Raw genomic sequence first — 23,684 nt, 5'->3', positions numbered from 1 at the left:
GCCGGGGTAACCCTGTGCCTGGCGTGTATGTCCTCGCGCCGACGAGGACGGGTTCAGCATCCCAATCGGGACGAAAAAATGCAAGCACGCGTGCTTGTTATTGGGCTACCAGCCGAACAGCACCAGGTGCACGCCGCCGACGGCCAGGCCCAGTGCCGCGCCGTGCAGGTACAGCAGCCAGGCGTCCTGTTCCACGGACGCGTAGAACATCTCCATGAACTCGCCCGGCGTGAGCTGTTTGAGCTTGCGGGCGGCGAACTCGTCGATCTTCTGGGCCTGCTCCTTCGCGAACACCTCGTCCTCGACCAGGCTCGGCGCGAGGCCGACCGCCGCCCCGGCGGCGCCCACCTTGAGGTTGTCGAACTGGCGGCGGCCGAACGCCGCGCGCACCACCGAGGTGGTGCGGCCGAGCTGGTGGTGGATCTCGTCCGCGATCAGGTGCTCGATCAGCTGGCGGGTCTTGTCGCCGTTGGGCCCGTCCAGCAGTTCCTCGGCCAGGTTCGGCAGCGTCAGCACCTGGTAGGCGAGGATGTGGGAGAGGTCGGCGGCGGCCTGTGGCTGCCGCTTGGCCAGCAGCGCCTGTTTCCACAGGTATTTGTAGCGCGGCTGCGGATCGCCCGGCTCGAACACCATCTTGATCGCGATGACGTTGACGATCACGCCGATCGCCGCCGCCGCCGCGAGGATGACGACCCAGGCCGGAATCCAGCCGAGGACCGGAATGCTGTGGTGCACCTGCAGATACAGCGCCAGCAGCACGCCGAACGGGGCGCCCAGCAGGCCGATGCGCACCATGAATCGCAGCTCCGGGGCCGCGATCGTGGTGGTGAGGTCCTTGAGGATGTGCGGATTGGCCTGCAGGTACCGGATCACGAAGCTCTTGATGTCGATGAGCTGATCGACATTGTCGCCGAGGCGCTCGAAGCCACGCCGGGTCAGGTCCGGCAGCTCGCGCTCCACCCGCTGGTACAGGATCTGCCGGGCGGGGCGGGGCACCGCGCGCCAGAGGTCCGGGTTCTCGCGGTACATCACGTCGTCGACGATCGGCTGGACCTGCTTGCGCGCCACCTCCGCGATGTAGTCGGCGATACCCTCCAGGTCGAGTTCGTGGATGAAGTCCCGGGGGCTGCCGATCCGCATGATCGCCATATCGACGCAGATGCTGGCCATCTTCTCCGCGCGCGCCGGGATGAATCCCTGGAAGCCCAGCCGCTTGCCGTCACCGGAGAACGTCGGCAACACCTGTACCCGCCGCGGGAAGTACGGATACAGCAGTGGCAGGCCGGGAATCCGGATGCCGCGGAACAGCAGCGGCCAGAACAGCATCAGCACGCCGGTCCAGTTGGTGAGCCAGCCGGCGATCGCGCTGAAGATCGGAAAGGTCACCAGGTCCACGACGAACTTGGATTGACCGGTCAGCTGTTCCCAATCGATGAACACCCCACCGGCCAGCGTCGTCATCGTGCGGGTCCCCCTAGAGCCGATGGTGAGATGTCGGGACTAGAACATTCTCATCGGTTCCGATCAAGTGTCAACGCGGGGGTCATTGCGAGGGTTTCACGGCGTGTTCGTTCTCCGGCAAGCAGGATTCGAGGGGTGATTGGCGAACGGCGAATACTGGTCAATTGACCAATCTGGTTCGGCTCGGGAAGGGGCACGGAATGGACGACAGCGGGAGTGTGGGCCGCCGGGATTTCCTCGTCGGCGCGGCGGCTGCGGCGGGCGCGGCGACGGTGGCCGGTGCGGGGACGGCTCGCGGGGATGTCGCCACGGCCGAATCGGTGCCGAAGCTCGACTTCCCGACCGATGACACCCTGCGCGTTCTGCTCACCGGCGACGCCGGCACGGGTGCCCGCCCGCAGTGGCTGGTGGCCGACGCGATGCGGGACCTGCACGGCCGCGAGCCCTTCGATCTGGCGCTCGGACTCGGCGACAACATCTACGAGAGCGGGCCGTGGACCGAGGATGACAGGCAGTTCCTCGACAAGTTCGAGAACCCCAACCACGGACTGGATTTCCCGTGGGTGATGGTGCTGGGCAACCACGACACCAGCTCCGTCCTGCCGGGCGACGGCGGCTGGCTGCAGCGCGGTGACCACGAGGTCGGCTATCACCGGCGCTCTGCCCGCTGGTACATGCCCGCCCGCTACTACTCGGTGCGGGTGCCGCGGGAGCGGCCGGTCGTGGAGTTCTTCGTGCTCGACCTGAATCCGGTCGCCGCCTACCTGCCGCCGCTGCTGCAGCCCTATTGGGCGCCGGGCGGGCAGTTCATGTCCGAGCAGGCGGCCTGGCTGGACGAGGCCGTCGCCACCTCCCCGGCGCGATGGAAGATCGCCTGCACCCACCACCCCTATCTGAACAACGGCCCGCACGGCGACGCCGGAAACTACGAGGGCGTGACCCTGGACCCGCTGGACGGGCGGCACGCCAAGCGCTTCCTGGACGACCACGTGATCGGCCGCTGTCAGTTCCTGCTGTCCGGGCACGACCATTCGCTGCAGGTGCTGGAGCATGCGCCGGAGTTGAGGGGCACCCGTCAGCTGATCTCCGGCGCCGCCGCCAAATCCGTGCACAACGAGCCGCTCGGGCGCGAAAGGCTATCGCACCCAAGTCTTTTCCAGACCTTCACCGAGCTCGGTTTCATGGTGATGGACCTGACGGCGGACTCGGTTCGGCTGCGTGTCGTCACGGTCGACGCCGGATCGGGTGAGTCGGCGATCGCGTTCGACCGGTCACTGGCCTGAAATCGACTCCACCGGCGGCGAATTCGGACCCTACGGCTTCAGGACGATCCGAATCGGGTTGCCCTGCTTGGATTCCAGCGCGTGCACGGCCTTCTCCGCATCGGCCAGCGGGAGCACCGCGCTCACCGAGCGGGCGAAGTCGATGCGGTGCCGCCGCTGCAGCTGCACCAGCTGGGTGACGTGCTCGGGCGTGGAGCCGTAGTGCCCGCGCAGTTGCTGCTGGAAGAAGCTGAACGCGGTGCCGCCGGTGATGGTGATCGGCTTGTCGGTCAGGCCGACCAGCACCAGCCGCCCGGCCGGGCCCAGGCACACCACGGCCTGTTCGCGCACCGCCTCGACTCCGGCGAAGTCGAAAGCGGCGGCCAGCCCGGCGCCGTCGGTGGCGGCGTAGATCTTGCCGCGCAGGTCGGGCTCGGCCGGATCGAAGGCCAGGTCGGCGCCCAGCTCCAGGGCGCGCTGCCGCGCCGCGGGCAGCGGGTCGACCGTGATGATCGGTGCGGCGCCGATCAGCCGCAGCAGCTGCACGCCGTGCGCGCCCAGCCCGCCGACACCCCAGACGCCGACCGGTTCCGCCGGGCGGACCTGGGCGGTCGCGGTAATGGCCGCCCACGGTGTGGAGACGGCGTCGGGGATGAAGCAGGCCTGTTCGAAGGGCAGATCGTCCGGGATCGGGACCAGGGTGTCGAGGCGGGCCAGCGTGTACTCCGCCCAGCCGCCGTCGTAGTCGACGCCGCGGGTGAAGACCTGGCCGTTGCGCTGTTCTCCGGCCTGCAGCAGCACCCGGTCCCCCACCTTCGGGCCGGTGACGCCCGGTCCCAGCGTGTGCACCGTGCCGGCCACTTCGTGACCCAATGTGACCACGTCGCCGTTCAGGAACAGCGGCGTCAGCATTCCGTCGATCAGGTGCACGTCCGACAGGCACACCCCGGCCGCCTCGACCTTGATCAGCACGTGGTCCGGGCCGGGCTCGGGCACCGGAACCTCGTCCAGCTGTAGTCGGCGGTTCGGTCCCAGGTGCAGTCGTCCTGCCAGCATCGGCCCAGCTCCTCGTCGTCCGGCGAATCCCGTTGGGCGCCATCGTAGTCTTGCGGGCGGTCGGCGCGGGGGCCTAAAGGGTGGGTTCCGGTGCCGTGGCGGGACCGTCGCTGCGGGTGAAGGGGGTTCCCAGCCGAATCCCGACGGTCTGCACCCAGTCCAGTAGTTGTCGCTGCCGGTGGCTCGCCTGCCGACGGGGCACCTGCTGGGCACGACGGGCGCGGCGCCGGGAGCGATGGGAGATCAGCGTTTCCAGTTCCCCGCGCGGAGCCAAGCCCTCGGCCTCCACCGTCTCGACGGTCCGTCGGAACCAGCGCTTCTCGGTGCGCACCACCCACGCGTAGACGACGACGAAGACCAGGATGTAGACCAGGGTGCGGCGGGCCATGTCGCCGATGCCCGCATCCTCGGGCTGGGGTGCGTCCCAGCCGAAATGCAGTGCGGCGCCGAGCAGATAGAAACCGGCGAACACGGCGGTCCGGCGCGCGAGCGACCAGTCGGTGGCGGCGAGGGCCACCACGATGCCGATGCCCGCCAACCCGGTGAGCATCCAGTGCGAGGTGACGCCGGTGGCCAGGCGCAGCACCCCGACCATGACCGCCGTCCCGATATCGTTCTGCGCCGAGTTCAATCCGGCATCCGCCTCGTAGGTGAGATCCTCGACCACCTGGAACCCGAGTCCGGTGAATCCGCCGAGCAGCAGCCCGTGCATGGGCCGGGTCAGCAGCGGGCGGCTCAGCCAGGCGACCGCGAGGACTCCGGCCCCCTTCACGGCCTCCTCGACGATGGCGGCCGAGATGGGCGCCTGCCAGTTCATGGCGAAGGCGTCGCCCGCCAGGTTCTGGATCACTCGCATGTTGTTGTCGTTGGCGTACATGGCGATTCCGGGTCCGGCCGCCGCGCCCCACACGAAACCCATTGTCAGCCAACCGCGAATCGGCCGGTGGGCGCGAAACAGGTCCAGGCGCAGGAGAACCCAGGCGATCACGGCCAGGGTCGCCAGCGTGAACGGCAGGCCGACCAGGATTCCGGACCAGGTCAGCAGGGCGATGGGGAGCAACTGGATCAGCAGGCCGAGCGCACCGCCGGCGATCACCAGGCAGTAGACCCAGAACAGTGCCGAGCGCGGCTGCATACAGCCGGGCTGTGTCGATGGTCGGTCGCTCATGCTCGCACCTGCAGGGAGTTCACGATGCGGAGCAGTTCGGGCACGGTGGCGGCGTCGCCGCTGAGCATCACGGTCACCGCCAGGTTGTGGTTGCCGACGACGGCGCAGACGCCGGGCCGGTCCCGGCCGCGGCATGTCAGCCCGACGAAATCGTGTGCGGTGCGGATCGCCCCGCCGTCGAATTCGACCGGAAATGCCTGCAGCCCCAACACCTTCCGCCGCCACTCCAGGGTTGTCGGGAGGTCGGTGACGCCGTTGACCACCGTCACCAGCAGCACCGCGCCGCCCGGGGCGTCGAGCACCGCGCTGGTCTGATCGCCGGTGGGCCGGCGCGCGTATCCGGCTACCTCGGAGAAACCGATCGTGCCGGGCGCCTCGCCGGGTGCGGACAGGGTGATCTCGGTGCGCGGCGGGACCAGCGTCTCACGGGTCGGCACCACGGCCGCCAGCGCCGTCGGAATTCCTATGAGCGCCACGACCACGACGAATACCAGCAGTGCCGGTTTCCAGTCGTGACCTCGTCGCTCGCTCATCGGCGCGCTCCTCCCGAGTGGCCGCGCGCGGTCGTGGGCGGCGGCACACTGCGGTCAACGATAAGGGCAGGCCGCTGGAAGGGATGACAGCAACACGAAGGCAACCGAGCTTCGCACCCTCGCGACTTGCCCGGCCGATACCTCAGTTCGCCAGGAAGTACACGACCTCCCAGAGGTGACCGTCCGGATCGGCGAAGTATCCGGCGTAGATCCCCCACGGGCGTTCGGCACCGGCGCGGACGAGAGTCCCGCCGGCACGCTGTGCCTGCTCGAGAATTCGGTCGACATCCGACCTGTTCTCGACGAACCAGCCGAGGCTGAACGGCGAGCCGGCGACGCGTTCGGGCGCGATCTCGGCATCCAGCGCGAGGTCGGTCCGCGAATAGAGCGACAGCATGAGGCCGCTGTCGAGGGTGAACATGGCGACCGCGCCGCCCGGCTGCGCAGTACCCCGTGCGAACTCGGTCCCGATGATGCCGGGCGTCGACAGGCCGAGTCCGTCGCGGTAGAAGGCGAGGGCGCGGTCGAGATCGCTCACCCCGAGGGTGATGGCGTTGATTTGGGGTGTCATATGCCCAGTCGATCATCCGCGACGCGTCGCGGTCTTGAAGGAAACGGACACGGCGGGGATGGATGCGCGTCCCGGGGGCGTTGTCCCGGTGTATCGGTTCGTATGAGCCTTCCACCTGCGTATTCGGCAGGCCGAGACCGTTTCGCCGGGGGCGAACAGTCGGTCCGGAACAAGATCCGGAGCCTCGGGGTTGAGTAGGTGACGCTCAACCTTGGATGAGAAGAGTCCAGGGCATGCTTTTGGAAGGGGCTGAATCAGTGAGTACCCCACAACGTCTACCGGTGTTGTTCCTGACCGACCCGGTCGTGCTGCCGGGCATGGTCGTCCCGATCGAACTGGACGAGTCGGCCCAGGCGGCCATCGATGCCGCGCGCGCCGCGAACCTGGAGTCCGTGCTGCTCGCGCCGCGCCTGACGGAGGGCTACGCCGCCTACGGCGTGGTCGCCACCATCGAGCAGGTCGGCCGGATGCGCGGCGGCGCCCCGGCGGCGGTCCTGAAGGCCGAGCGCCGCGCCCGGATCGGGCACGGGGTGACCGGCCCCGGCGCCGCGCTGTGGGTCGAGGCCGAAGAGGTCGAGGCCCCGGAGCCCGACGATCGCACGAAAGAGCTTGCCGCCGAGTACAAGAAGCTGGTCGTCTCCGTCCTGCAGCGCCGCGAGGCCTGGCAGGTCATCGATGTGGTGAACCGGCTGACCGATCCCTCCGCGCTGGCCGATACCGCGGGCTACGCGCCCTACCTGTCCGACGAGCAGAAGCGGGAACTGCTCGAAACCCCCGATGTCAGAACGCGTCTGACCAAGCTGATCGGATGGACCACCGACCACATCGCCGAGGTCGAGGTCACCGAGAAGATCAGCGAGGACGTGCGCGAGGGTATGGAGAAGTCCCAGCGCGAGTTCCTGCTGCGCCAGCAGCTCAACGCGATTCGCAAAGAACTGGGCGAGGGCGAGCCCGACGGCGCCGACGATTACCGCACCCGCGTCGAGAACGCGGACCTTCCGGAGGGCGTGCGCGAGGCGGCGCTGCGCGAGGTCGACCGGTTGGAGCGCGGCAGCGATCAGAGTCCGGAGACGGGCTGGATCCGCACCTGGTTGGATACCGTCCTGGATCTGCCGTGGGGCGTGAAAACTACGGACTCGACCGATATTTCGGCCGCCCGGGCGGTGCTGGACGCCGATCACCACGGGCTGGACGAGGTGAAGGACCGCATGGTCGAGTACCTGGCGGTGCGGGCCCGGCGGGCCGCGCGCGGCCTGGAGGTCGTCGGCGGTCGCGGCTCCGGCGCGGTGCTGGTGCTGGCCGGTCCGCCCGGCGTCGGCAAGACCTCGCTGGGTGAGAGCGTGGCACGGGCCCTGGGCCGCAAGTTCGTTCGCGTCGCCCTGGGCGGCGTGCGGGACGAGGCGGAGATCCGCGGGCACCGGCGCACCTACGTCGGCGCGCTTCCCGGTCGCATCGTGCGCGCGGTCAAGGAGGCGGGTTCGATGAATCCCGTCGTCCTGCTGGACGAGATCGACAAGGTCGGCTCGGACTTCCGGGGCGACCCGGCGGCCGCGCTGCTCGAGGTGCTGGATCCGGCGCAGAACCACACGTTCCGCGACCACTACCTGGATCTGGACCTGGACCTGTCGGACGTGCTGTTCATCGCGACCGCGAACGTCGTGGAGACGATTCCCGGACCGCTGCTGGACCGCCTGGAACTGATCACGGTCGACGGCTACACCGAGGACGACAAGGTGGCCATCGCCCGCGACTTCCTGGTGCCGCGGCAGCTGGAGCGCAATGCGCTGACGCCGGAGGAGGTTTCGATCAGCGAGGAGGCGTTGCGCGAGATCGCGGCGAACTACACGCGGGAGGCCGGTGTTCGCCAGATGGAGCGGTTGATCGCAAAAGCCTTGCGCAAGGCGGCAACCCGGCTGTCGGAGGGATCGATCCCCGGAACGGGCCCCGTCGTCCCGACGTCCTCCCCCGTCATCCCGGCGAACGCCGGGACCGAATCGGGACCGTCGTCCGGTGACCACGCGACGCTCGGCTACGACCCGGAACTGGGCTACGACGCCTTGGTCCAGGCCGAAACCGGCACCGCGCCCTCGCCTTCCGAGCCGCTGACGATCGGCCTGGCCGACCTGACCGACTACCTGGGCCGGCCGCGGTTCACCCCGGATTCGGTGGAGCGCACCGCCGTTCCGGGCGTGGCCACCGGCCTGGCGGTTACCGGCGCGGGCGGCGACGTCCTCTACATCGAGGCCAATGCCGCCGAGGGCGAGCGCTCGCTGACCCTGACCGGCCAGCTGGGCGACGTGATGAAGGAGTCCGCGCAGATCGCCCTGACCTACGTCCGCTCCCACCTGGAAGAGATCGGCATCGAGCCGAAGATGCTGGACCGCAACATCCACATCCACTTCCCGGCGGGCGCGGTGCCGAAGGACGGTCCGTCGGCGGGCGTCACCATGGTCACGGCCCTGGTGTCGCTGGCGTTGGACCGGCAGGTGCGCGGGGATGTCGGCATGACCGGTGAGGTCACGCTGAACGGCCGGGTGCTGCCGATCGGCGGCGTGAAGCAGAAGCTGCTGGCCGCGCAGCGGGCCGGCCTGAAGACCGTGTTCATCCCGGCGCGCAACGAGCCGGATCTGGACGAGGTCCCGGCCGAGGTGCTCGCTGCGCTGGATGTCCGGCCCGTCGCCGACGTGGCGGACATCCTTGCGTACGCCATAGAGCCGATCGCCGAACCGGCTTACGATCGACCGCTGGCCGCCTCGGCCTAGCGATCGCACGAATAGGGGCCGTGCACTGTCATTGGACGGTGCACGGCCCCTGTGCCCGCGAAATCGGTTGTCCTGTCCCGCACTGCCTCCTGTCTCGCTCGGGAGGCGATGCGGGTCTGGGTCTGTCACCTATGCGACATCCGACTTCTCTGTGACATCGAGGGTCTTCGCGGTGTCGTCCGCGGCGGGTGGGAGATCACCCACGTGCGGCGCGGGTGGCGCGGCCGCGGCCCGCCGTTTCCGCCACAGCAGCACCCCGGCCCCCGCCAGCACCACGGCGTAGATCAGCACGTACGCGTTCATCAACAGCGGTGCGACCGCCCACCACGGCGGCAGCAGGAACACTCCGACGCTCACGTACGTGTCGCTCCAGTGGTAGGCCCAGGCGCCGATCGCGAGCATCAGCGCCACGGCGGCGGCCCACCAGCCCGGCCGGGACTGTGCCCGGTGCGCGATATAGACCAGCAGCGGCACGAACCACACCCAGTGGTGTCCCCACGCGAACGGCGAGATCGCACAGGCGGTCATCCCGGCGAGGGTGACCGCGAGCAGGCGTTCCCCGTGCCGGTACAACCCGGCCGTGACGGCCAGGCTCACCAGCGTGATACCGCCCGCGATGAGGACCCACAGCCACATGGGTGCCGAATGCAGACCGAGCAGATGCGCGATAGCGCCGCGAATGGACTGGTTGGCGGGGTGCGCGTCCTCGCCGATCCGATTGGACTGGAAGAAGGTCGAGCCCCAGTACTGCCGGGAGTCGCCGGGCAGCGCCAGCGCGGACAGCAGGATCGTGGCCACGAAGGTGCCCGCCGCGGTGGCGGCCGAGCGCCACTGCCGCATCGCGAGGAACTGCACGACGAAATAGAGCGGAACGAGCTTGATGCCCGCCGCCACGCCCACGCCGATCCCGCGCAGCCGGCTGCGGTCGCCGCGCGAGAAGTCCCACAGCACCAGCGCCATGAGCATGAGGTTGATCTGCCCGTAGTACAGGGTGGTGCGCACGGGCTCGATGAATACGCAGGTGAGCGCCATCAGCGCGCTGACCGCGGCCAGCTTGCGGTCGATCCGGTAGCCCAGCAGCCGCCAGCTCAGCAGCACGCAGCCGAACAGCACCCCGAGATTGACCGCCATCCACGTATTGGTGACCCAGCCCCACGGAAACAGCGCGATGGGGATGAACGCGAGCGTCGAGAACGGCGTGTAGGTGTACAGCAGGCCGAAGTAGGTCTCCTCGGTGTACAGCGAATGCCCGTGCAGGATCTTCCAGGCGCCGTCGCGGTAGATGTGCGCGTCGAGTCCGCCGTCCAGCATCCCGGCCTTGTCCAGCCACGGATCGACCGTCGTGAAGATGAACACCACCGCCGCGACGGCGGTGAGCGCCAGCACGAACAGTGTCGGTCGGAGGTGCGACAACCTGGGTGGATGCGAACCTTTCTCTAGATTTCCGTCATTCACCTGCTATCACTTCGTTCCCCGACCTGTTGCGCACCTGTTGCCGATCTCCAACCTATCCATCCGGTCGGTTGTCTACATGCCCCAAACGTCCCGGTCCAAATCGTGTGATGTGCAACTGATCGGGCGCATCGAGTTGCGCGGCTGTCACGGTAGTGGGCGCGCCGGCGGTCCGGGGGCGCGCCGGTTCCAGTCGACGGGAAGAATGCGGCGGTCCCCCTCGTTCCGTTCCGGCGAAATTCGGACGGACCGGATCACCGCGAACGTCCCGAACCGGGCAGACTGTCAGACATGCCCAGGTGGCTGCTGCATGTCGATCTCGACCAGTTCCAGGCGGCGGTGGAGTTCCGCCGCCACCCGGACCTGCGGGGCCGGCCGGTCATCGTGGGCGGCAACGGGGATCCGGCCGAACCGCGCAAGGTGGTGACCTGCGCGTCGTATCCCGCTCGGGCCTTCGGAGTGCGTGCGGGCATGCCCCTGCGCACCGCGGCCCGCAGATGCCCCGACGGCGTCTTCCTGCCGCTGGACATGGCCACCTACGAGGAGGCCTCCGAGGAGGTCATGGATCTGCTGCGCACCTTCCCGGTCCGGGTCGAGGTGCTCGGGTGGGACGAGGCGTTTCTCGCCGCCGACACCGACGATCCCGAAGAACTGGCCGCCGAGATCCGCGCCGCCATCGCCCGACTGGACCTCACCTGTGCCATCGGCGTCGGCGACAACAAGCTTCGGGCCAAGCTCGCCACGGGGTTCGCCAAGGCGGTGGGCAAGAGTGGTTCCGGCGACCATGCGGAGACCGCGGGCACCGGGATCTTCCGGCTCACCGCCGACAACTGGACCGAGCTGATGGCGCACCGCCCGACCACCGCCCTCTGGGGAGTCGGTGCGCGCATCGCGAAACGGATGGCGGAACTCGGTATCGAGACGGTCGCGGACCTGGCCGCCGCCGACCGCGCGGTGCTCGCCGCCGAGTTCGGTCCCAATACCGGTCCGTACCTGCGGGTGCTCGGCCACGGTCTCGGTGACACGGACGTGGTGACCGAGCCGCGAATACCGGTGGGCCGCAGCAAATCCGAGACCTTTCCCAGCGACCTCACCGATCGCGCCGAGATCGAGACCCAGGTGGCCCGCCTCGCCGCCGAGGTCGCCGAGGAGATGGCCGCGGCCGGGCGGATCACCCAGCGTGTCGGCGTCACGGTGCGCAGCAGTACGTTCTTCACGCGCACCAAACAGCGCAAACTTCCGGCTCCGACCACCGATGTCGACGAGATCGTGCAGGCCGCGCGTGAGGTGCTGGCCCGGTTCGAACTCGACCGACCGGTCCGGCTACTGGGCGTTCGCCTCGAGCTGGTGCCGCAGTGACCCGGCAGTCGGAACGAACGTTTCGAACCGGCACCGTGCGGCAAGATCACACAGCAGGAAAACCCACGGAAGGCAGCGCATGAGTGAGTACCAGACCTTGCGGTTCGAGCAGAGCGGCAGCATCGCCAGGATCACCCTGAACAAGCCGGAGGCGGCCAACGGCATCGATGACGTGCTGGGCCGGGAGCTGGCACAGGTGGCGGGCCGGTGCGCCGACGATCCGTCGCTGAAGGTGGTCACGCTGACCGGCGCGGGCAAATTCTTTTCCGCCGGTGGCGATCTGAAGGCGATGGCGGCCCAGGAGGCGGGCGCCGGGAGCTACGTCAAGCATCTGGCCGAGGACCTGCACGAGGCGATCTCGTCCTTCGCGCGAATGGACGCGCTGCTGATCACCGCGGTGAACGGCATCGCGGCCGGCGCCGGCTTCAGCCTCGCCATCGTCGGTGATCTGGTGATCGCCGGTGAATCGGCGTCGTTCACCATGGCCTACACCCGCGCCGGGCTCAGCCCGGACGGCGGCGCGTCGTACTACCTGCCCCGACTGATCGGCCTGCGCCGCACCCAGGACCTGATGCTCACCAACCGCGCGCTGTCCGCCGGTGAGGCCCTGGACTGGGGTCTGGTGCACCGGGTGGTGCCCGACGCCGAACTCACCGCCGTCGTCGACGAACTGGCCGAGCGATTCGCCATCGGGCCCAAGCACGCCAATGCGAATGTCAAGAAGCTGCTGCTGGTCAGCTCCAGCCACAATCTCGAGGAGCAGCTCGCCCGCGAGGCGGCGTTCATCTCCGCCTGCGCCGATTCCGCCGACGGGCACGAGGGCATCGCCGCCTTCCTGGGCAAGCGCACGCCGACCTTCGACTGACGTCAGCGGTTCGGCGACCGGCCCGGGTTGGCCAGCTCGAGCAGGACGTCACCGTGACACGGGTCGCCCGGCGCGCACCAGCAGGCCAGATCCCGGCCCCGCAGTTCGTGCAGGGCCGTCCGCATCGAGACCGCCTCGACGTCGTCGCTGCGCACCAGCCAGGTGCGGAACTGCTCGGTGACGGCCTCGCGGGTGGCGCCGGGGTGCGCGCCCGCGCGGAACGGATTGGCCCACCGGCTGGGCTCGGCGACGACCACCGCGCCGCTGTCGCGGCTGTCCTGATCATGCGTCAACTGCACACGTTTCGGCATCACTCACCTGTCCGGCTGTCGGGGCACCCGCGTTGCCGTGCCCGCCGCTGTGGTCCCCCGACCCCAGATCGGTCACGGTATCTGTGACAGCTTGACACAGCAAGTTTTCGATCATGTGGGTTGGAGTATGAGGCCGGGTGGTGATCGGCACTACCGTGGGTGCCCATGAACGCCACCCCCGTCGCCGCTCCGGTGCGCGGGTCTGTCCGGCGGGTGCGTGACGGCGTGCGGATGCCCTCGCCGCTGGTGATCGCCGCGGGCCTCATCGCGCTGCAGCTGGGTGTCCGGGGCTGGGTGGCGGGGAGCGGGTACTTCTACTGGGACGACCTCATTCTGGTGGGGCGGGCCGGAACGTATCCGCTGCTGTCGTCGGATCTGTTGATGTACAACCACGATGGGCATTTCATGCCCTTGGCCTTCGCCGTGGCGTGGGTCGTCACGAAGGTGGCGCCGCTGGTGTGGGCCGGGCCGGTCGTCTCGATGCTGGTGCTGCAACTCGCGGCATCGGTGGCCGTGCTCCGGATGCTCGTCGTGCTGGATTCCCCGGCGGCCGTGGGGATTACGAACAGTTCGCGGGGAAACCTTCGGCGGCTGCGGCTCGCTGGTCGGCGCATCCGCTGGGTGATCCTGCTGCCGCTGGTGTTCTATCTGTTCTGCCCGCTGACGCTGCCGTCGTTCGCCTGGTGGACCTCGGCGCTGAACGCGCTGCCGCTGCAGATCGCCCTGGCGTGGGTGGTCGGCGACGCGGTGCTGCTGGTGCGCACCGGGCGCCGCCGGTATGCGATATCCGGAATCGCCGTTCTCGCAGTGTCTTTGCTGTTCTTCGAGAAGTCGGTCGTGGTGCCGTTCGTGGCCTTCGCCGTGGCGGCGCTGGTCTGCCATATCGAGGGGCGTGACGGCGTGATTCGCGCCGTGGCCCGGCGCGGTGCGGTGCTCTGGGCGGGTTCGGTCGCGGTGCTGATGTGTTGGCTCGCCGTATATCTCACGATCTTCGACACCTCCGGCGTGCACAGCAACCCCGGCGGCCTGCGGAGCCTGCTGCACAGCGCGACCTCGCTGGGCATCGTTCCGGCGCTGCTGGGCGGGCCCTGGGCGTGGGCGCGGTGGTTGCCTTCGACCCCGTGGGCGGTGCCGCCGGGCTGGGCCGTCGTGATGTCGTGGCTCGTGGTGGGCGCCGCGGCGGTGCTGACGATCCGTACCCGAGCCCGCGTGGTGCCCGTGTGGATTCTGGTGGCGGCCTACGTGATTGCCGCCCAGCTGCCGGTGGCGCTGATCCGGGGCGGCCCCAACACTGCGGCCGAACTCATGCAGTCGCTGCGATACCTGGCCGACGTTGCAGTGGTCCTGACCGCAGCCGGTGCATTGTTGCTGCGGTCGCGTAGGCGGGCGAGTGCGCCGCGCCTGATCCCGCCACATGTCCGGTCGATGCTCGGAGTCGAACCCCGGCCGAGTGCTGCTCGGGACGACAGCGGGCGGAGTGCTGCCCGGGGCGACGGCGGGCGGAGTGCTACTCGGGGCGACAGCGGGCGGAGTGCTGCCCGGGAGGACAACGGGCACGAGGCCGCTCGGGATGATGCCGGGACCCGTGTCCTCTCGGGCCGTACATCGAGTGCAGTCGGTGGCGCGACGCCCGGAATGCCCCGGAACCGGGTCCCGGAGGAGGGCGGCGAGCGATCACCCCGGGGCGCTGTCGTGGCAGTTGTGCTGGCGGCATTGTTCGTGGCCGGCAGTCTGTGGTCGACCGCCTCCTATGCGCGGTCATGGTCGATCAGTCCCACGCGGACCTACCTCACGAACGTGACAGCCGCGCTCGCCGCGGACCGGACGCCCCTGCTGGATCAGGAGGTGCCGTGGGGAGTGCTGTCCCCGCTGGCGTATCCGCAGAATCTGGGCAGCCGGGTGCTGTCGTCCGTGGCGCCGGACGCGTTCGCGGATTCGACACCGCGGCTGCGGATGATCACCGATACCGGCGAGGTCGTCCCGGCGCAGGTGTGGTGGAACCGCGGGATCCGGCCCGGTCCCGAACCGGGCTGCGGATACCGCATCAACGGCGAGGCGGCGGTCGAACTCCCGCTGGACGGCCCCATGCTCGACAACGGCTGGACCGCCCAGCTCAACTACTTCGCCGACCGCGACGGCCGCATCGTCGTGGGGCTCGAGCACGGGCGTGCTGTGGCCGTCCCGGTGCGGGCGGGCCTGCACACGGCGTTCGTGCGCGTGGTGGGAAGCGGGTCGGTCCTGCGAATCGCCTCTCGCACAACCGGTTTGGACCTGTGTATCGGCACCGGGCCGGTAGGCGTCGCGTCCTACGACCGCTGAGAACTCCCGGTACCGATATCGGCGCTCGGTGCGCGGTCCGCACCTATGCTCGGAACCATGCAGTTCTGGGCGATGGTGGCGCACGAGACGGACAGCGGCGTGGTGCTGGCGCGCGAGGAGGTCGGCGACGACTTCCTCGGCGCGGGCACGGTGACGATCAAGGTGCACTTCTCCAGCGCCAATTTCAAGGACGGGCTGGCGATCACGCCGGGTGGCGGGGTGGTGCGCAACTATCCGATCATCCCGGGCATCGACATCTCCGGCGAGGTGGTGAGCTCCGAGGAACCCGGATTCGCGCCCGGTGACCTCGTGATCGCGCACGGCTACGACATCGGCGTCGCGCACAACGGCGGATTCGCCGAGTATGCCCGCGTCCCGGCGGAATGGGTGGTGAAGCTCGACGGCCTGACCACCCGCGAGGCCGCGGCCCTCGGCACCGCCGGCTTCACCGCGGCGATGAGCGTGCAGGCCCTGCTGGAGCGCGGCGTGACCCCAGATTCCGGCCCGGTGCTGGTGACCGGCGCGACCGGCGGCGTCGGCACGGTGGCCGTCGACATTCTGGCCGGGCTCGGCTTCGAGGTGGTCGCCTCGACCGGCAAGACCGATGCGGGCGAGCGGCTGTCCGCCCTCGGCGCGAAATCGGTGATCGGTCGGCTGCCGGAGGATCCGGAGGCCAAGATTCGCCCGCTGGGCAAGGCGCAGTGGGCGGGCGCGGTGGACAGTGTCGGCGGGAAATCCCTTGCCTACGTGCTGAGTTCGATCCAGTACGGCGGCGCGGCCGCGGTCAGCGGCCTGACCGGCGGCACCGCCCTGCCCACCACCGTCATGCCCTTCATCCTGCGCGGAGTCTCGCTGCTGGGGATCGACTCGGCCCACTTCGCGATCGGCAAGCGCCGGGAGCTGTGGGCGCGCCTGGGCAAAGACCTGAAGCCGCAACATCTTTCGGACTACGAGAACTACGCCCCGATCACCGAGGCCGAACAGGTACTGTCCGCGATCAGCGCCGGGCAGCACTCCGGCCGGACGGTGCTGGGGGTTGCCGGGGAGTTCTGAATACACAGTTTTGTACTGAGGTATCCAAAACGTGTTACGGTGGCTGCATGGCACGACCCAAGCAGTTCGACGAGCAGCGGGCGGTGGGCGCGGCGCTGCACGCCTTCTGGACCGCCGGCTACGACGGCACCTCCACGCAGGACCTCTGCGCGGCCACGGGCCTGGGGCGCAGCAGCATCTACAACACCTTCACCAGCAAGCACGATCTGTTCGAGCGGGCGCTGCGGCTGTACATGGCCGAGAAGAACGCCCGCATGTTCGAACTGCTCGACGGGGAGGGTACGGCCAAGGACAAGATCCGGGCGCTGCTGTGGCTGAGTGTGGAGGCGCCCGCGGACGATCCGGTGGGCTGCCTCGTCGTGAACGCGACCGTCGAGCTGGGTCAGCGGGACGCGGCGATCGACCGGCTGCTGCGTGCCGACGAGAACGAGCGACTGGCCGCGCTGACCGCGGTGATCGCCGCCGCCCAGCGCGCCGGTGAGATCGACAAGGCCAGGGACGCAAACGATCTCGCGCATTTCGTGGTCGCCACGATCGGCGGCATGCGCGTGGCCGCCCGCGGTGGTGCCACGCGAAAGACCCTGGAGGGTATTGCGAATGTCGCGCTGACTTGCCTGTGAGGCACTGCGCCTGAGGGGTCCGTGCGCCGGTTCGGTGCCGCGTTGATTTTGGACTGAATGATCTAAAAATCAAAAGACCTCTTCGTGCGCGAATTATGGACTGAACGATCCAAAACAGGAAGGAAACCTATGCCCGCCGCCGTCTACATCCTGGGCCTGGCAATTTTCGCCCAGGGCACCTCGGAGCTGATGCTCTCGGGTCTGCTCACCGAGTTATCCGGCAGCTTGGGAATTTCGGTGCCCCAGGCCGGTTGGCTGATCTCGGCGTTCGCGATCGGGATGCTGCTGGGCGCGCCGGTCCTGGCCGTCGCGACCGCGCGCTGGTCTCGGCGCACCGCCCTGGTGTCCTTCATGGCGGTATTCATCGCCGCGCACGTGGTAGCCGCGTCGACCTCCGACTATCGCGTGCTGCTCGCCACCCGGGTCGTGTCCGCGTTCGTCTACGCCGGCTGCTGGGCGGTGGCCTCGCTGACCGCCGTCGGGCTGGTCCGCGAGAACGAGCGGGGCAAGGCGATGAGCATCGTCGCCGGCGGGTTCGCCGTCGCCAATATCGCCGGGCTCCCCGCCGGTACGTTCATCGGCCAGCATCTGGGCTGGCGGGCGGCCTTCTGGGCGGTCGCCGTGCTGTCGGCGCTGGCGATGATCTGTGTGCTGGCGGTGACCCCGAATTCGCGCTCCGCCGCGGCCCCGCAGGTGCGCCGCGAGCTGCGCGGCCTGGCCACCAGGCCGGTCGGACTGCTCTACGGAACCACGATCCTGGCCACCTCCGCGCAGATGGCGGCCTTCGCGTACCTGGGCGCGCTGGTGACGGAGAAGACGGGACTGGCCGACGGCTGGGTGCCGGTGGTGCTGCTCGTCTATGGACTCGGCGCGGTCGGGGGCATCATCGTCGGCGGCCGGACCGCCGACGCCTACCCCATGCGCACTCTGGTCGTGGGCGTCTCCGCACTCACCCTCACCCTGATCCTGCTGGCGGCCACGGCGCAGTACGCGATTTCCGTTGTGGTGCTGGCATTTCTGCTGGGCGCGTTCGCACTCGGCATCAATCCGCTGCTCAACAGCCGGGTCTTCGCCCTGGCGCCGACCGCGCCCACGCTCGGTGCCGCGGGCAACACGGTGGCCTTCAACGTCGGCATCACCGTGGGCCCGTGGGTCGGTGGCCTCGCGATCGGCGCGGGCCTGGGCTATCCGTCCGTGGCGTGGATCGGCGCGGTGCTGGGCGTGGCCGCGCTGGGAGTCGTCGGGTGGTCCCGGGCGCTGGAACGCCGGAGCGCCTCCGATGCGGCAGCCCCGGTAGCGCCCCGACTGGCCGAGGTCGACGCCTGAGCGCGAAATCGGCAGAACACAAGTCTCACAAGGTAATAGGAGAAGGAGAAGTAACCATGAGTGATACCCGCACTGTCGCCGAGACGTTCTTCCAGCGGGCGCGAGCAGGTGAATTCGACCGGCTCGGTGAGATGTTCGCGGAGGAGGTCGATTGGAACGTCCCCGGCTCGGCGGAGGTGCCCTGGATCGGTCGCCGCAGCACCAAGGCCGAAGCGGCGGAGTTCTTCCGTCAGCTGCCGACCTATCTGCAGGCCGAGGAGCTGACGGTCGAACATCTCGTCGTCGACGGGAAACATGTTGTCGCCCTGGGGAATATGCGCCAACGGGTCAGGTCCAACGGAGAGCTGTTCGTCTCGCCGTTCGCCTTCCACCTCACCGTCGAGAACGGCCGCGTCACCCGCTATATCGCGTACGAGGACAGCTTCGCGCTGGCGCGGGCTTTCGGGGTCATCGCGGCGGCGTGACCGAACCCGGACCGAGCGCGCGCTGTTCATGACGAAGCCCGCGCTCGGTCGTCCTAACCGCCCTGCGCCATCTGCTGGAAGGTTGCAAGCGCCGCATCTATGGAGTGGGGCTGGGGCTTTCCGGAATCGGCGAGCTTGTTCCACCGCTGCATGTTCACCGCGATCGACAGCTGGCGGTGGCCGTCGGCGCGGGTCATCGAGATCGCTCCGCTGCCCCACGCCGAGCCGTCGTGGCCCCACCACGTGCCGTGGCCGGGAACCTCCCATCGATGCAGGCCGAGGCCGTAGTCGATGATCTTGCCCTCGAAGGAGACGACGGGGACGGTGCGTTGCATCTCCCGTAGCGACGACCGGCCGACGATCTCCCCGGCCAGCAGCAGGCGGAAGAAGCGGTTGAGATCCTCGACGGTCGATATCAGCGAGGCCGCCGGGCTCACCCAGGACATGTCGTAGACGCTGTAGTCGCGCGGCGGGTCGATCATGCCGAACCACGCCTCGTAGTGCAGCGAGTGCGGCCCGTCGATATGCGGCCCGTCCGGCAGCTCGGTGTCCCGGAGCCCGGCGCGCTCGATGACGTTCCGGGTGATGCACTTCTCCGCCGCGGTGCCGGTCACCCGCTCCAGGAGTTGGCCGAGGAGCAGGTAGTTGGTGTTGGAGTACACCCCGGGTGTTCCGCCCGGCGTCCCGACGGCGGGTGCCGCGACGCCCATTCCGATCAGCTCGGCGGGGTGGAACTGGGTAAACCTGTTGTCGTCCAGGCTCTTCGGCGTCGTCTTCGCCATCATGGGGAATGCCGCGAGGGATGGATAGGCGTGCGGGAGATATTCGGCGAGGCCGCTGGTGTGGTTGATCAGCATCCGGACCGTGATGGCCGCCCCGCGCTCGCCGGGGACCAGCTGCGGCAGGTAGTGGGCGATCGGTGTGTCCAGGCCGATTTCACCGCTGTCGACCAGCTGCAGTACGGCCGCGGCGGTGAACGACTTGGTGATGCTGCCGACCCGGTGCCGCATATCGGGGTCGACGGGTCGGCCCGTGGCGAGGTCGGCGACCCCGGCGGCGCCGCGCCAGATCTCTTCGCCCGCACGCACTTCGGCGAATACTCCCGGCACTCCCGCGCCGTGGATGTTCGCGAGGGCGGCTTGTAGCGCCGCGGGATTGAGGGGGGTGGTCACGACGGTGGTCCTCTCGTAGGTGTTCGGGCGGGGGTCGGCATTGCCGACTCCGGCCGAGGTGAACACCACTATCGGCCGACCGGTGCCGCCTGATATTGGAAAAATGTTCCCCAGGCCCGGTAGCGGTCCCGGGCGATGGCGGGCAGGTAGTTGGCCGTCAGCGCGCCCGGCGTGTGGTCCGCGAAGATCGACACATCCCGGCACAGGTGGGCTTGATCGGTGTACCCACACGTCGCCGCCACGTCGGCGGCCGGTCGCCCCGCCAGCAGCCCGTCGACCGCATACCGGAATCGGACCAGCATGGCCGCGCGCTTGGGCGTCAGGCCGATCTGGGATTCGAACCTCGCCCACAGCCGCTTGCGGCTCCACCCGAAGGATTCGGCGAGCTCACCGACCCGCACCTGGCCGTGGGAGGAGAGTATGCGGTGCCAGCCCGCGATCACCTCCGGGTCCGGCGTCCGAGTCGGCCGGACCTGCTGTGCCAGAAACGATCTAGTCAGTGCGAAGCGTTCGTCCCAGGTCCCGGCGGCCGCGAGCTGCTCGCGCAGCTGTCGTGCCTGCCGTCCCCACAACTCGTCCATGCCGACAGCGGCCCGGCCCAGCTCGGCCGGGGGAACACCCAGCAGCGAATACGCCTGTATCGGTGAGAGGCGCACCTCGATGCATTCGGCTCGCTCGGTGCGGATGCGCATGGCCTCGGCGGGCAGCCCTACCACGAATCCGCCGAGCGCCCGGCTGCCGTCCGCATCGTCGACGCTCAGTTCGCTGTCCCCGAATTCGATCACCAGGGTGACCGCCGGTACCCCGGCCACGCGCAGATCCAGCCCACCGCCGTCGCGATACCCGATCATCGCGGCACCTACCGGCGACGCGGCGGCAGGACCGGCGAAACCCTGCACGACAACGCGCTCGCGGCCGCTGTTGATCGCTCCCACCCGTCCAGACTACGGAAGGTGAGGCACCCGGTATCCGTCTTCAGGCCATCAGCTCGCCACGCCGCATACGGTCGGACGACTGCCTCGGATGCCAGTGAGTGCCTCGCGCCGTCGCGGACTCGGGCTTCGACGGACACGTCTCCAGTCACTGCCCGTCCCTACTGCATCCGGCCGGAATCCGGCGTGATGCGGCGGGCTTCGACCAATGTCTGCCAGGCCGCGCGCTTGCGGGCGCAGTCCTCGCGGCGACACCTCTTGTGTTGACGCATGACTTGGTGGGCGGACTTCACTGTGAAGGGCTGGTGTGGTGCGTCGTGGTGCCACCCCACCATTTCGAGATGTTGCGACGGGGCCTCGCTCACCTCCCGTGGGTACTTGTCGTCGGAGCGCAGCAGCGCGTAGACCACGCCACCGAGGATCGCGAGGAGCCCCAGCAGCACCGACCACGCTGCTGCGGCGCTCATGCTTGACCCACCATGCCGGGGAAGGTCGTCCAGCGCGCGAAACTCATGCGCGGCTCGGCGGTTTCGACGTCCACGACGCACATCAGCGCGTGTAGCTGGATTACATCGAAATGAGTTGGTGACGGCGCGATTACGGCGTCGACGTCGGCGGCGCGTATTTGATCGACCAGCGGGAGCACGGACGGGCGTGGCCAATACAAGCGATACCCGAGTTGTCGTGCGAGCCTGCGGATTCGGGCGTTGTCCAGCTCGGACCACGGGCTGACGGCAAGATCTACCCACGCGAACGCGGTGGGGTGTGTCCTCATTGCCTGGTGCCTCCCTCGATCCGTCGGTGAGCACCCGCCGCCGAGGAGCCGGGAAGGTTGGGTCCGTTGCGTCGACCCGGCGGCGGGGCCTGATCCGAGCGTTGTCGAATTAGGGTTGTAGTCCCAGGTACGAACCTTGTATCGAGGTCGTACGCTTCACATACGGACTGGTGAGGCCACTGCAGGGGGTAGTGATGATCGTCAGCACATGGACGAGGATCGAGGTTCGCGCGCTGCGTGATGTCGCTTTGCGGATGACGCAGGAGGAGTTCGCCGAGACCCTGGGCTTCAAGGTCGAGACGATCCAGAAGTGGGAGGGCAGGACAACCACGATCGAACGGCCGGTCAGGGGGCGATCGGCGGAGGCGTTGGATACCGCACTCGCGAAGCTCGATGGTCGGCAGGGCGAGCGATTTCGGGCTGCTGTCAACGAGGCTCGCGCAGGCGCGGCCACAGTGGTCGTCAGTCGGCGGACAGAGGCGGCGTGGAGGATTAACCTCGATAGTGGCGGTCACGACATCGAGCGGGGAGCCGAGGACGAGGTGAAGCGGCGCGAGTTCGGAATCCTGGTCGGCACCGCGCTGGTGGCAGTCGGTAGTGATTCCGCGGTCGGTATAACCCGGATCGGGATGGATGATGCTCGGATGCTGGGCGAGCGCGTTGTCGAACTCGCCCAACGTGATCAGGTCATCGGAGGCATAACTCTGGTTCAGCATGCTCTCGGCCAGCTCGAGGTGGCCAAACGGCTGCTCGAAACGTGCTCATTCGATGATCGGGCAGGACGCGCGTTCATGACCGCTGCCGGAGAACTTGCAACGCTCGCCGGGTGGCTCGCCCACGACGCCGATCTGAATTCTGTAGCCCGCCGTTGCTATGCCGACGCATTCGCGTTGGCGAATCAGGCTGGCGACGAGAACCTGACGGTCCACGTGTGTCTCAATGCCGCACATCAATCGATTGCGCTCAGCCGCAATGGGAACGGCAACCCTCATCGCGCGCTCGGCTTGCTCAGCCGTGCTCGTGACCTCACTCGGGGGCAGCCGCCCGGTCGGGTCCACGCGCTGATCGCTACGCGCGAGGCACTGGCACAAAGCGTCCTCGGTGAGCGGGTCGAGTTCGGTCGTGCTATCGCGACTGCTTGGCGTGAACTCGATTTCGCTCTCGAACATGAATCGCTCGACGAGGCACCTGGCTGGCTGCGGTTTGTCAATTCGAACGAGGTCCGCTCCAGCGAAGCGCGCGCACACGGCGACCTAGGCGATCCAGCCAGGTCCGCCGGAATGTTCGCTACTAGCGCTGTCGAGGCAATGACTCCCCGCAACTCGGCATGTTACCGAGCCCTTTGGTCGACGTCCTTGATCAAGGTGGGCGATGTGAAAGAGGCTGTCGCCCAGGGCCTTCCCGTGCTCGCAGAGGTGGAGCGCAAGGAGATTTCATCCACACGCGTGCTGCGGTTTCTCGAACCCGTACGCAATGCACTCGGCGACGACCCGGACAACGAATTCGTCAACCGATTCGACACACTGCAGGGACGATTCGACACACTGCAAGGAAGGGCGACGGTCGGAGCATGAGCGCCGAGCGACCTCCGCACGTCTCCGACCATGTCGACTTCCGGCGCTACACCGCAGAGCAGGCCCGTGAGATACGTGGCGTCGTGGAACATATCTTCCGTGGCGCTTATGTGGACGCCATCGAGTCCGGTGAACCCTTCGCTGCGCCAGATGCGTTCATGCGTCGATTCGATGCCTACACAGCAAGATCCAACGGCTTCGAAATGGTGATAGCCAAGCTCGGCGGTGAACCGGTCGGGCAAGCGTGGGGCTGGCCGCTCGGACCCGAAAGCCGCTGGTGGGATGGCTTGGTCCTTGATGACGGAGACCGGACGGAATTCACCGTTGAGGACGGCAGGCGCACGTTCGCGCTGAGCGAGATCATGGTGTGCAAGGAGTACACGGGCCGAGGCATCGCGCGGGCACTGCACGATGAACTGCTCGGCTCCAGGCAGGAACAGCGTGCGGCGCTGCTCGTCCGGCCGGACAACCGGCGCGCGTACGACACGTACCTGCGATGGGGCTGGCGCCGTATCGGAACGCTGCGCCCAAGCTGGCCCGACGCGCCAAAGTTCGACGCCCTGATCCACGACATCCGCGGCTGATCAGCGGGCACGAGAGTCGGTGTCGACCCGAGTCGACACCGCTCTCGCCCGCACCATGTTTCGGC

At 68.4% G+C, this 23,684-nt stretch carries 22 protein-coding genes; 11 read left to right on the top strand and 11 right to left on the bottom strand.

Going from position 1 to position 23,684, the window contains the following annotated elements; genetic code table 11:
• Positions 1 to 105: 105 nt before the first annotated feature.
• Positions 106 to 1,461 carry a DUF445 domain-containing protein gene (locus tag NM1_RS29030; RefSeq protein WP_068026879.1) on the bottom strand — a complete coding sequence of 452 codons (1,356 nt, stop codon included), beginning with the start codon at positions 1,459 to 1,461 and terminating at the stop codon, positions 106 to 108.
• 200 nt (positions 1,462 to 1,661) lie between these two features.
• Between NM1_RS29030 and NM1_RS29025 the strand changes: the two genes are divergently transcribed.
• The gene (locus NM1_RS29025) at positions 1,662 to 2,744 is read left to right on the top strand and encodes a metallophosphoesterase (RefSeq protein WP_068026947.1); all 1,083 of its coding nucleotides are present in this window, start codon (positions 1,662 to 1,664) and stop codon (positions 2,742 to 2,744) included.
• Between the two features lie 30 nt (positions 2,745 to 2,774).
• Here the strand turns inward: NM1_RS29025 and NM1_RS29020 are convergent, their stop codons facing one another.
• The 4 genes from NM1_RS29020 to NM1_RS29005 form a co-directional block, all read right to left on the bottom strand.
• On the bottom strand, positions 2,775 to 3,779 hold the full coding sequence (locus tag NM1_RS29020) for a zinc-binding dehydrogenase (RefSeq protein WP_068026876.1): 1,005 nt from the start codon (positions 3,777 to 3,779) through the stop codon (positions 2,775 to 2,777).
• A gap of 73 nt (positions 3,780 to 3,852) precedes the next feature.
• A complete protein-coding gene (locus tag NM1_RS29015; protein WP_169814338.1) occupies positions 3,853 to 4,947 on the bottom strand; it encodes a PrsW family intramembrane metalloprotease in 1,095 nt (364 codons plus the stop codon).
• A complete protein-coding gene (locus NM1_RS43160; RefSeq protein WP_068026870.1) occupies positions 4,944 to 5,480 on the bottom strand; it encodes a hypothetical protein in 537 nt (178 codons plus the stop codon). The genes NM1_RS29015 and NM1_RS43160 overlap by 4 nt, the downstream gene beginning before the upstream one ends.
• Before the next feature lie 142 nt (positions 5,481 to 5,622).
• Positions 5,623 to 6,051 carry a VOC family protein gene (locus NM1_RS29005; protein WP_068026866.1) on the bottom strand — a complete coding sequence of 143 codons (429 nt, stop codon included), beginning with the start codon at positions 6,049 to 6,051 and terminating at the stop codon, positions 5,623 to 5,625.
• A 233-nt stretch (positions 6,052 to 6,284) separates the two neighbouring features.
• Here NM1_RS29005 and lon point away from each other — a divergent pair, with 233 nt between their 5' ends.
• Positions 6,285 to 8,813, top strand: a complete 2,529-nt coding sequence (gene lon, locus NM1_RS29000) for an endopeptidase La (RefSeq protein WP_068026863.1) — start codon at positions 6,285 to 6,287, stop codon at positions 8,811 to 8,813.
• Between the two features lie 129 nt (positions 8,814 to 8,942).
• On the opposite strand, the gene NM1_RS28995 is transcribed toward lon, so the two are convergent.
• Positions 8,943 to 10,226, bottom strand: coding sequence for a glycosyltransferase 87 family protein (locus NM1_RS28995; RefSeq protein WP_246011467.1), 1,284 nt, complete (start codon positions 10,224 to 10,226; stop codon positions 8,943 to 8,945).
• A 330-nt stretch (positions 10,227 to 10,556) separates the two neighbouring features.
• Here NM1_RS28995 and NM1_RS28990 point away from each other — a divergent pair, with 330 nt between their 5' ends.
• Both NM1_RS28990 and NM1_RS28985 read left to right on the top strand, forming a co-directional pair.
• A complete protein-coding gene (locus NM1_RS28990) occupies positions 10,557 to 11,624 on the top strand; it encodes a DNA polymerase IV (RefSeq protein ID WP_068026856.1) in 1,068 nt (355 codons plus the stop codon).
• 79 nt (positions 11,625 to 11,703) lie between these two features.
• The gene (locus tag NM1_RS28985; RefSeq protein ID WP_068026854.1) at positions 11,704 to 12,489 is read left to right on the top strand and encodes an enoyl-CoA hydratase/isomerase family protein; all 786 of its coding nucleotides are present in this window, start codon (positions 11,704 to 11,706) and stop codon (positions 12,487 to 12,489) included.
• Between the two features lie 2 nt (positions 12,490 to 12,491).
• Here NM1_RS28985 and NM1_RS28980 read toward each other — a convergent pair whose 3' ends face one another.
• Entirely contained in the window at positions 12,492 to 12,800 is a 309-nt protein-coding gene (locus NM1_RS28980; protein ID WP_068026851.1) for a DUF4326 domain-containing protein, read from the bottom strand.
• Positions 12,801 to 12,965: 165 nt separating this feature from the next.
• Between NM1_RS28980 and NM1_RS28975 the strand changes: the two genes are divergently transcribed.
• From NM1_RS28975 to NM1_RS28955, 5 genes are all read left to right on the top strand, one after another.
• Entirely contained in the window at positions 12,966 to 15,119 is a 2,154-nt protein-coding gene (locus tag NM1_RS28975) for a hypothetical protein (RefSeq protein ID WP_068026850.1), read from the top strand.
• 57 nt (positions 15,120 to 15,176) lie between these two features.
• Positions 15,177 to 16,172: an oxidoreductase gene (locus NM1_RS28970; RefSeq protein ID WP_068026944.1), complete on the top strand. Its 996-nt coding sequence runs from the start codon at positions 15,177 to 15,179 to the stop codon at positions 16,170 to 16,172.
• A gap of 47 nt (positions 16,173 to 16,219) precedes the next feature.
• The gene (locus tag NM1_RS28965) at positions 16,220 to 16,792 is read left to right on the top strand and encodes a TetR/AcrR family transcriptional regulator (protein ID WP_068026847.1); all 573 of its coding nucleotides are present in this window, start codon (positions 16,220 to 16,222) and stop codon (positions 16,790 to 16,792) included.
• Between the two features lie 129 nt (positions 16,793 to 16,921).
• Positions 16,922 to 18,118 carry a Cmx/CmrA family chloramphenicol efflux MFS transporter gene (locus NM1_RS28960; protein ID WP_068026844.1) on the top strand — a complete coding sequence of 399 codons (1,197 nt, stop codon included), beginning with the start codon at positions 16,922 to 16,924 and terminating at the stop codon, positions 18,116 to 18,118.
• 56 nt (positions 18,119 to 18,174) lie between these two features.
• Positions 18,175 to 18,582 (top strand): nuclear transport factor 2 family protein, encoded by a 408-nt coding sequence (locus tag NM1_RS28955; protein WP_068026841.1) that lies wholly within the window; start codon positions 18,175 to 18,177, stop codon positions 18,580 to 18,582.
• A gap of 53 nt (positions 18,583 to 18,635) precedes the next feature.
• Here NM1_RS28955 and NM1_RS28950 read toward each other — a convergent pair whose 3' ends face one another.
• The 4 genes from NM1_RS28950 to NM1_RS28935 form a co-directional block, all read right to left on the bottom strand.
• Complete coding sequence (locus NM1_RS28950) at positions 18,636 to 19,754, bottom strand: serine hydrolase domain-containing protein (protein WP_068026943.1); 1,119 nt, start codon at positions 19,752 to 19,754, stop codon at positions 18,636 to 18,638.
• Positions 19,755 to 19,822: 68 nt separating this feature from the next.
• A complete protein-coding gene (locus NM1_RS28945) occupies positions 19,823 to 20,689 on the bottom strand; it encodes a helix-turn-helix domain-containing protein (RefSeq protein ID WP_068026837.1) in 867 nt (288 codons plus the stop codon).
• 158 nt (positions 20,690 to 20,847) lie between these two features.
• A complete protein-coding gene (locus NM1_RS28940; protein ID WP_068026834.1) occupies positions 20,848 to 21,153 on the bottom strand; it encodes a hypothetical protein in 306 nt (101 codons plus the stop codon).
• The gene (locus tag NM1_RS28935; RefSeq protein WP_068026830.1) at positions 21,150 to 21,461 is read right to left on the bottom strand and encodes a hypothetical protein; all 312 of its coding nucleotides are present in this window, start codon (positions 21,459 to 21,461) and stop codon (positions 21,150 to 21,152) included. Before NM1_RS28935 ends, NM1_RS28940 begins: the two co-directional genes overlap by 4 nt.
• A 194-nt stretch (positions 21,462 to 21,655) precedes the next feature.
• Here NM1_RS28935 and NM1_RS28930 point away from each other — a divergent pair, with 194 nt between their 5' ends.
• Positions 21,656 to 23,035 (top strand): NsdA family TPR-like regulatory protein, encoded by a 1,380-nt coding sequence (locus tag NM1_RS28930; protein WP_147289037.1) that lies wholly within the window; start codon positions 21,656 to 21,658, stop codon positions 23,033 to 23,035.
• Positions 23,032 to 23,619, top strand: a complete 588-nt coding sequence (locus NM1_RS28925) for a GNAT family N-acetyltransferase (RefSeq protein ID WP_068026823.1) — start codon at positions 23,032 to 23,034, stop codon at positions 23,617 to 23,619. Before NM1_RS28930 ends, NM1_RS28925 begins: the two co-directional genes overlap by 4 nt.
• Positions 23,620 to 23,684 lie beyond the last annotated feature (65 nt).

The organism is Nocardia mexicana NBRC 108244, assembly GCF_001613165.1.
GTDB classification, from domain to species: Bacteria; Actinomycetota; Actinomycetes; order Mycobacteriales; family Mycobacteriaceae; genus Nocardia; species Nocardia mexicana.
The sequence above is the reverse complement of the archived record's forward strand: the minus strand, read 5'-3'. Positions and strand labels throughout refer to the sequence as shown.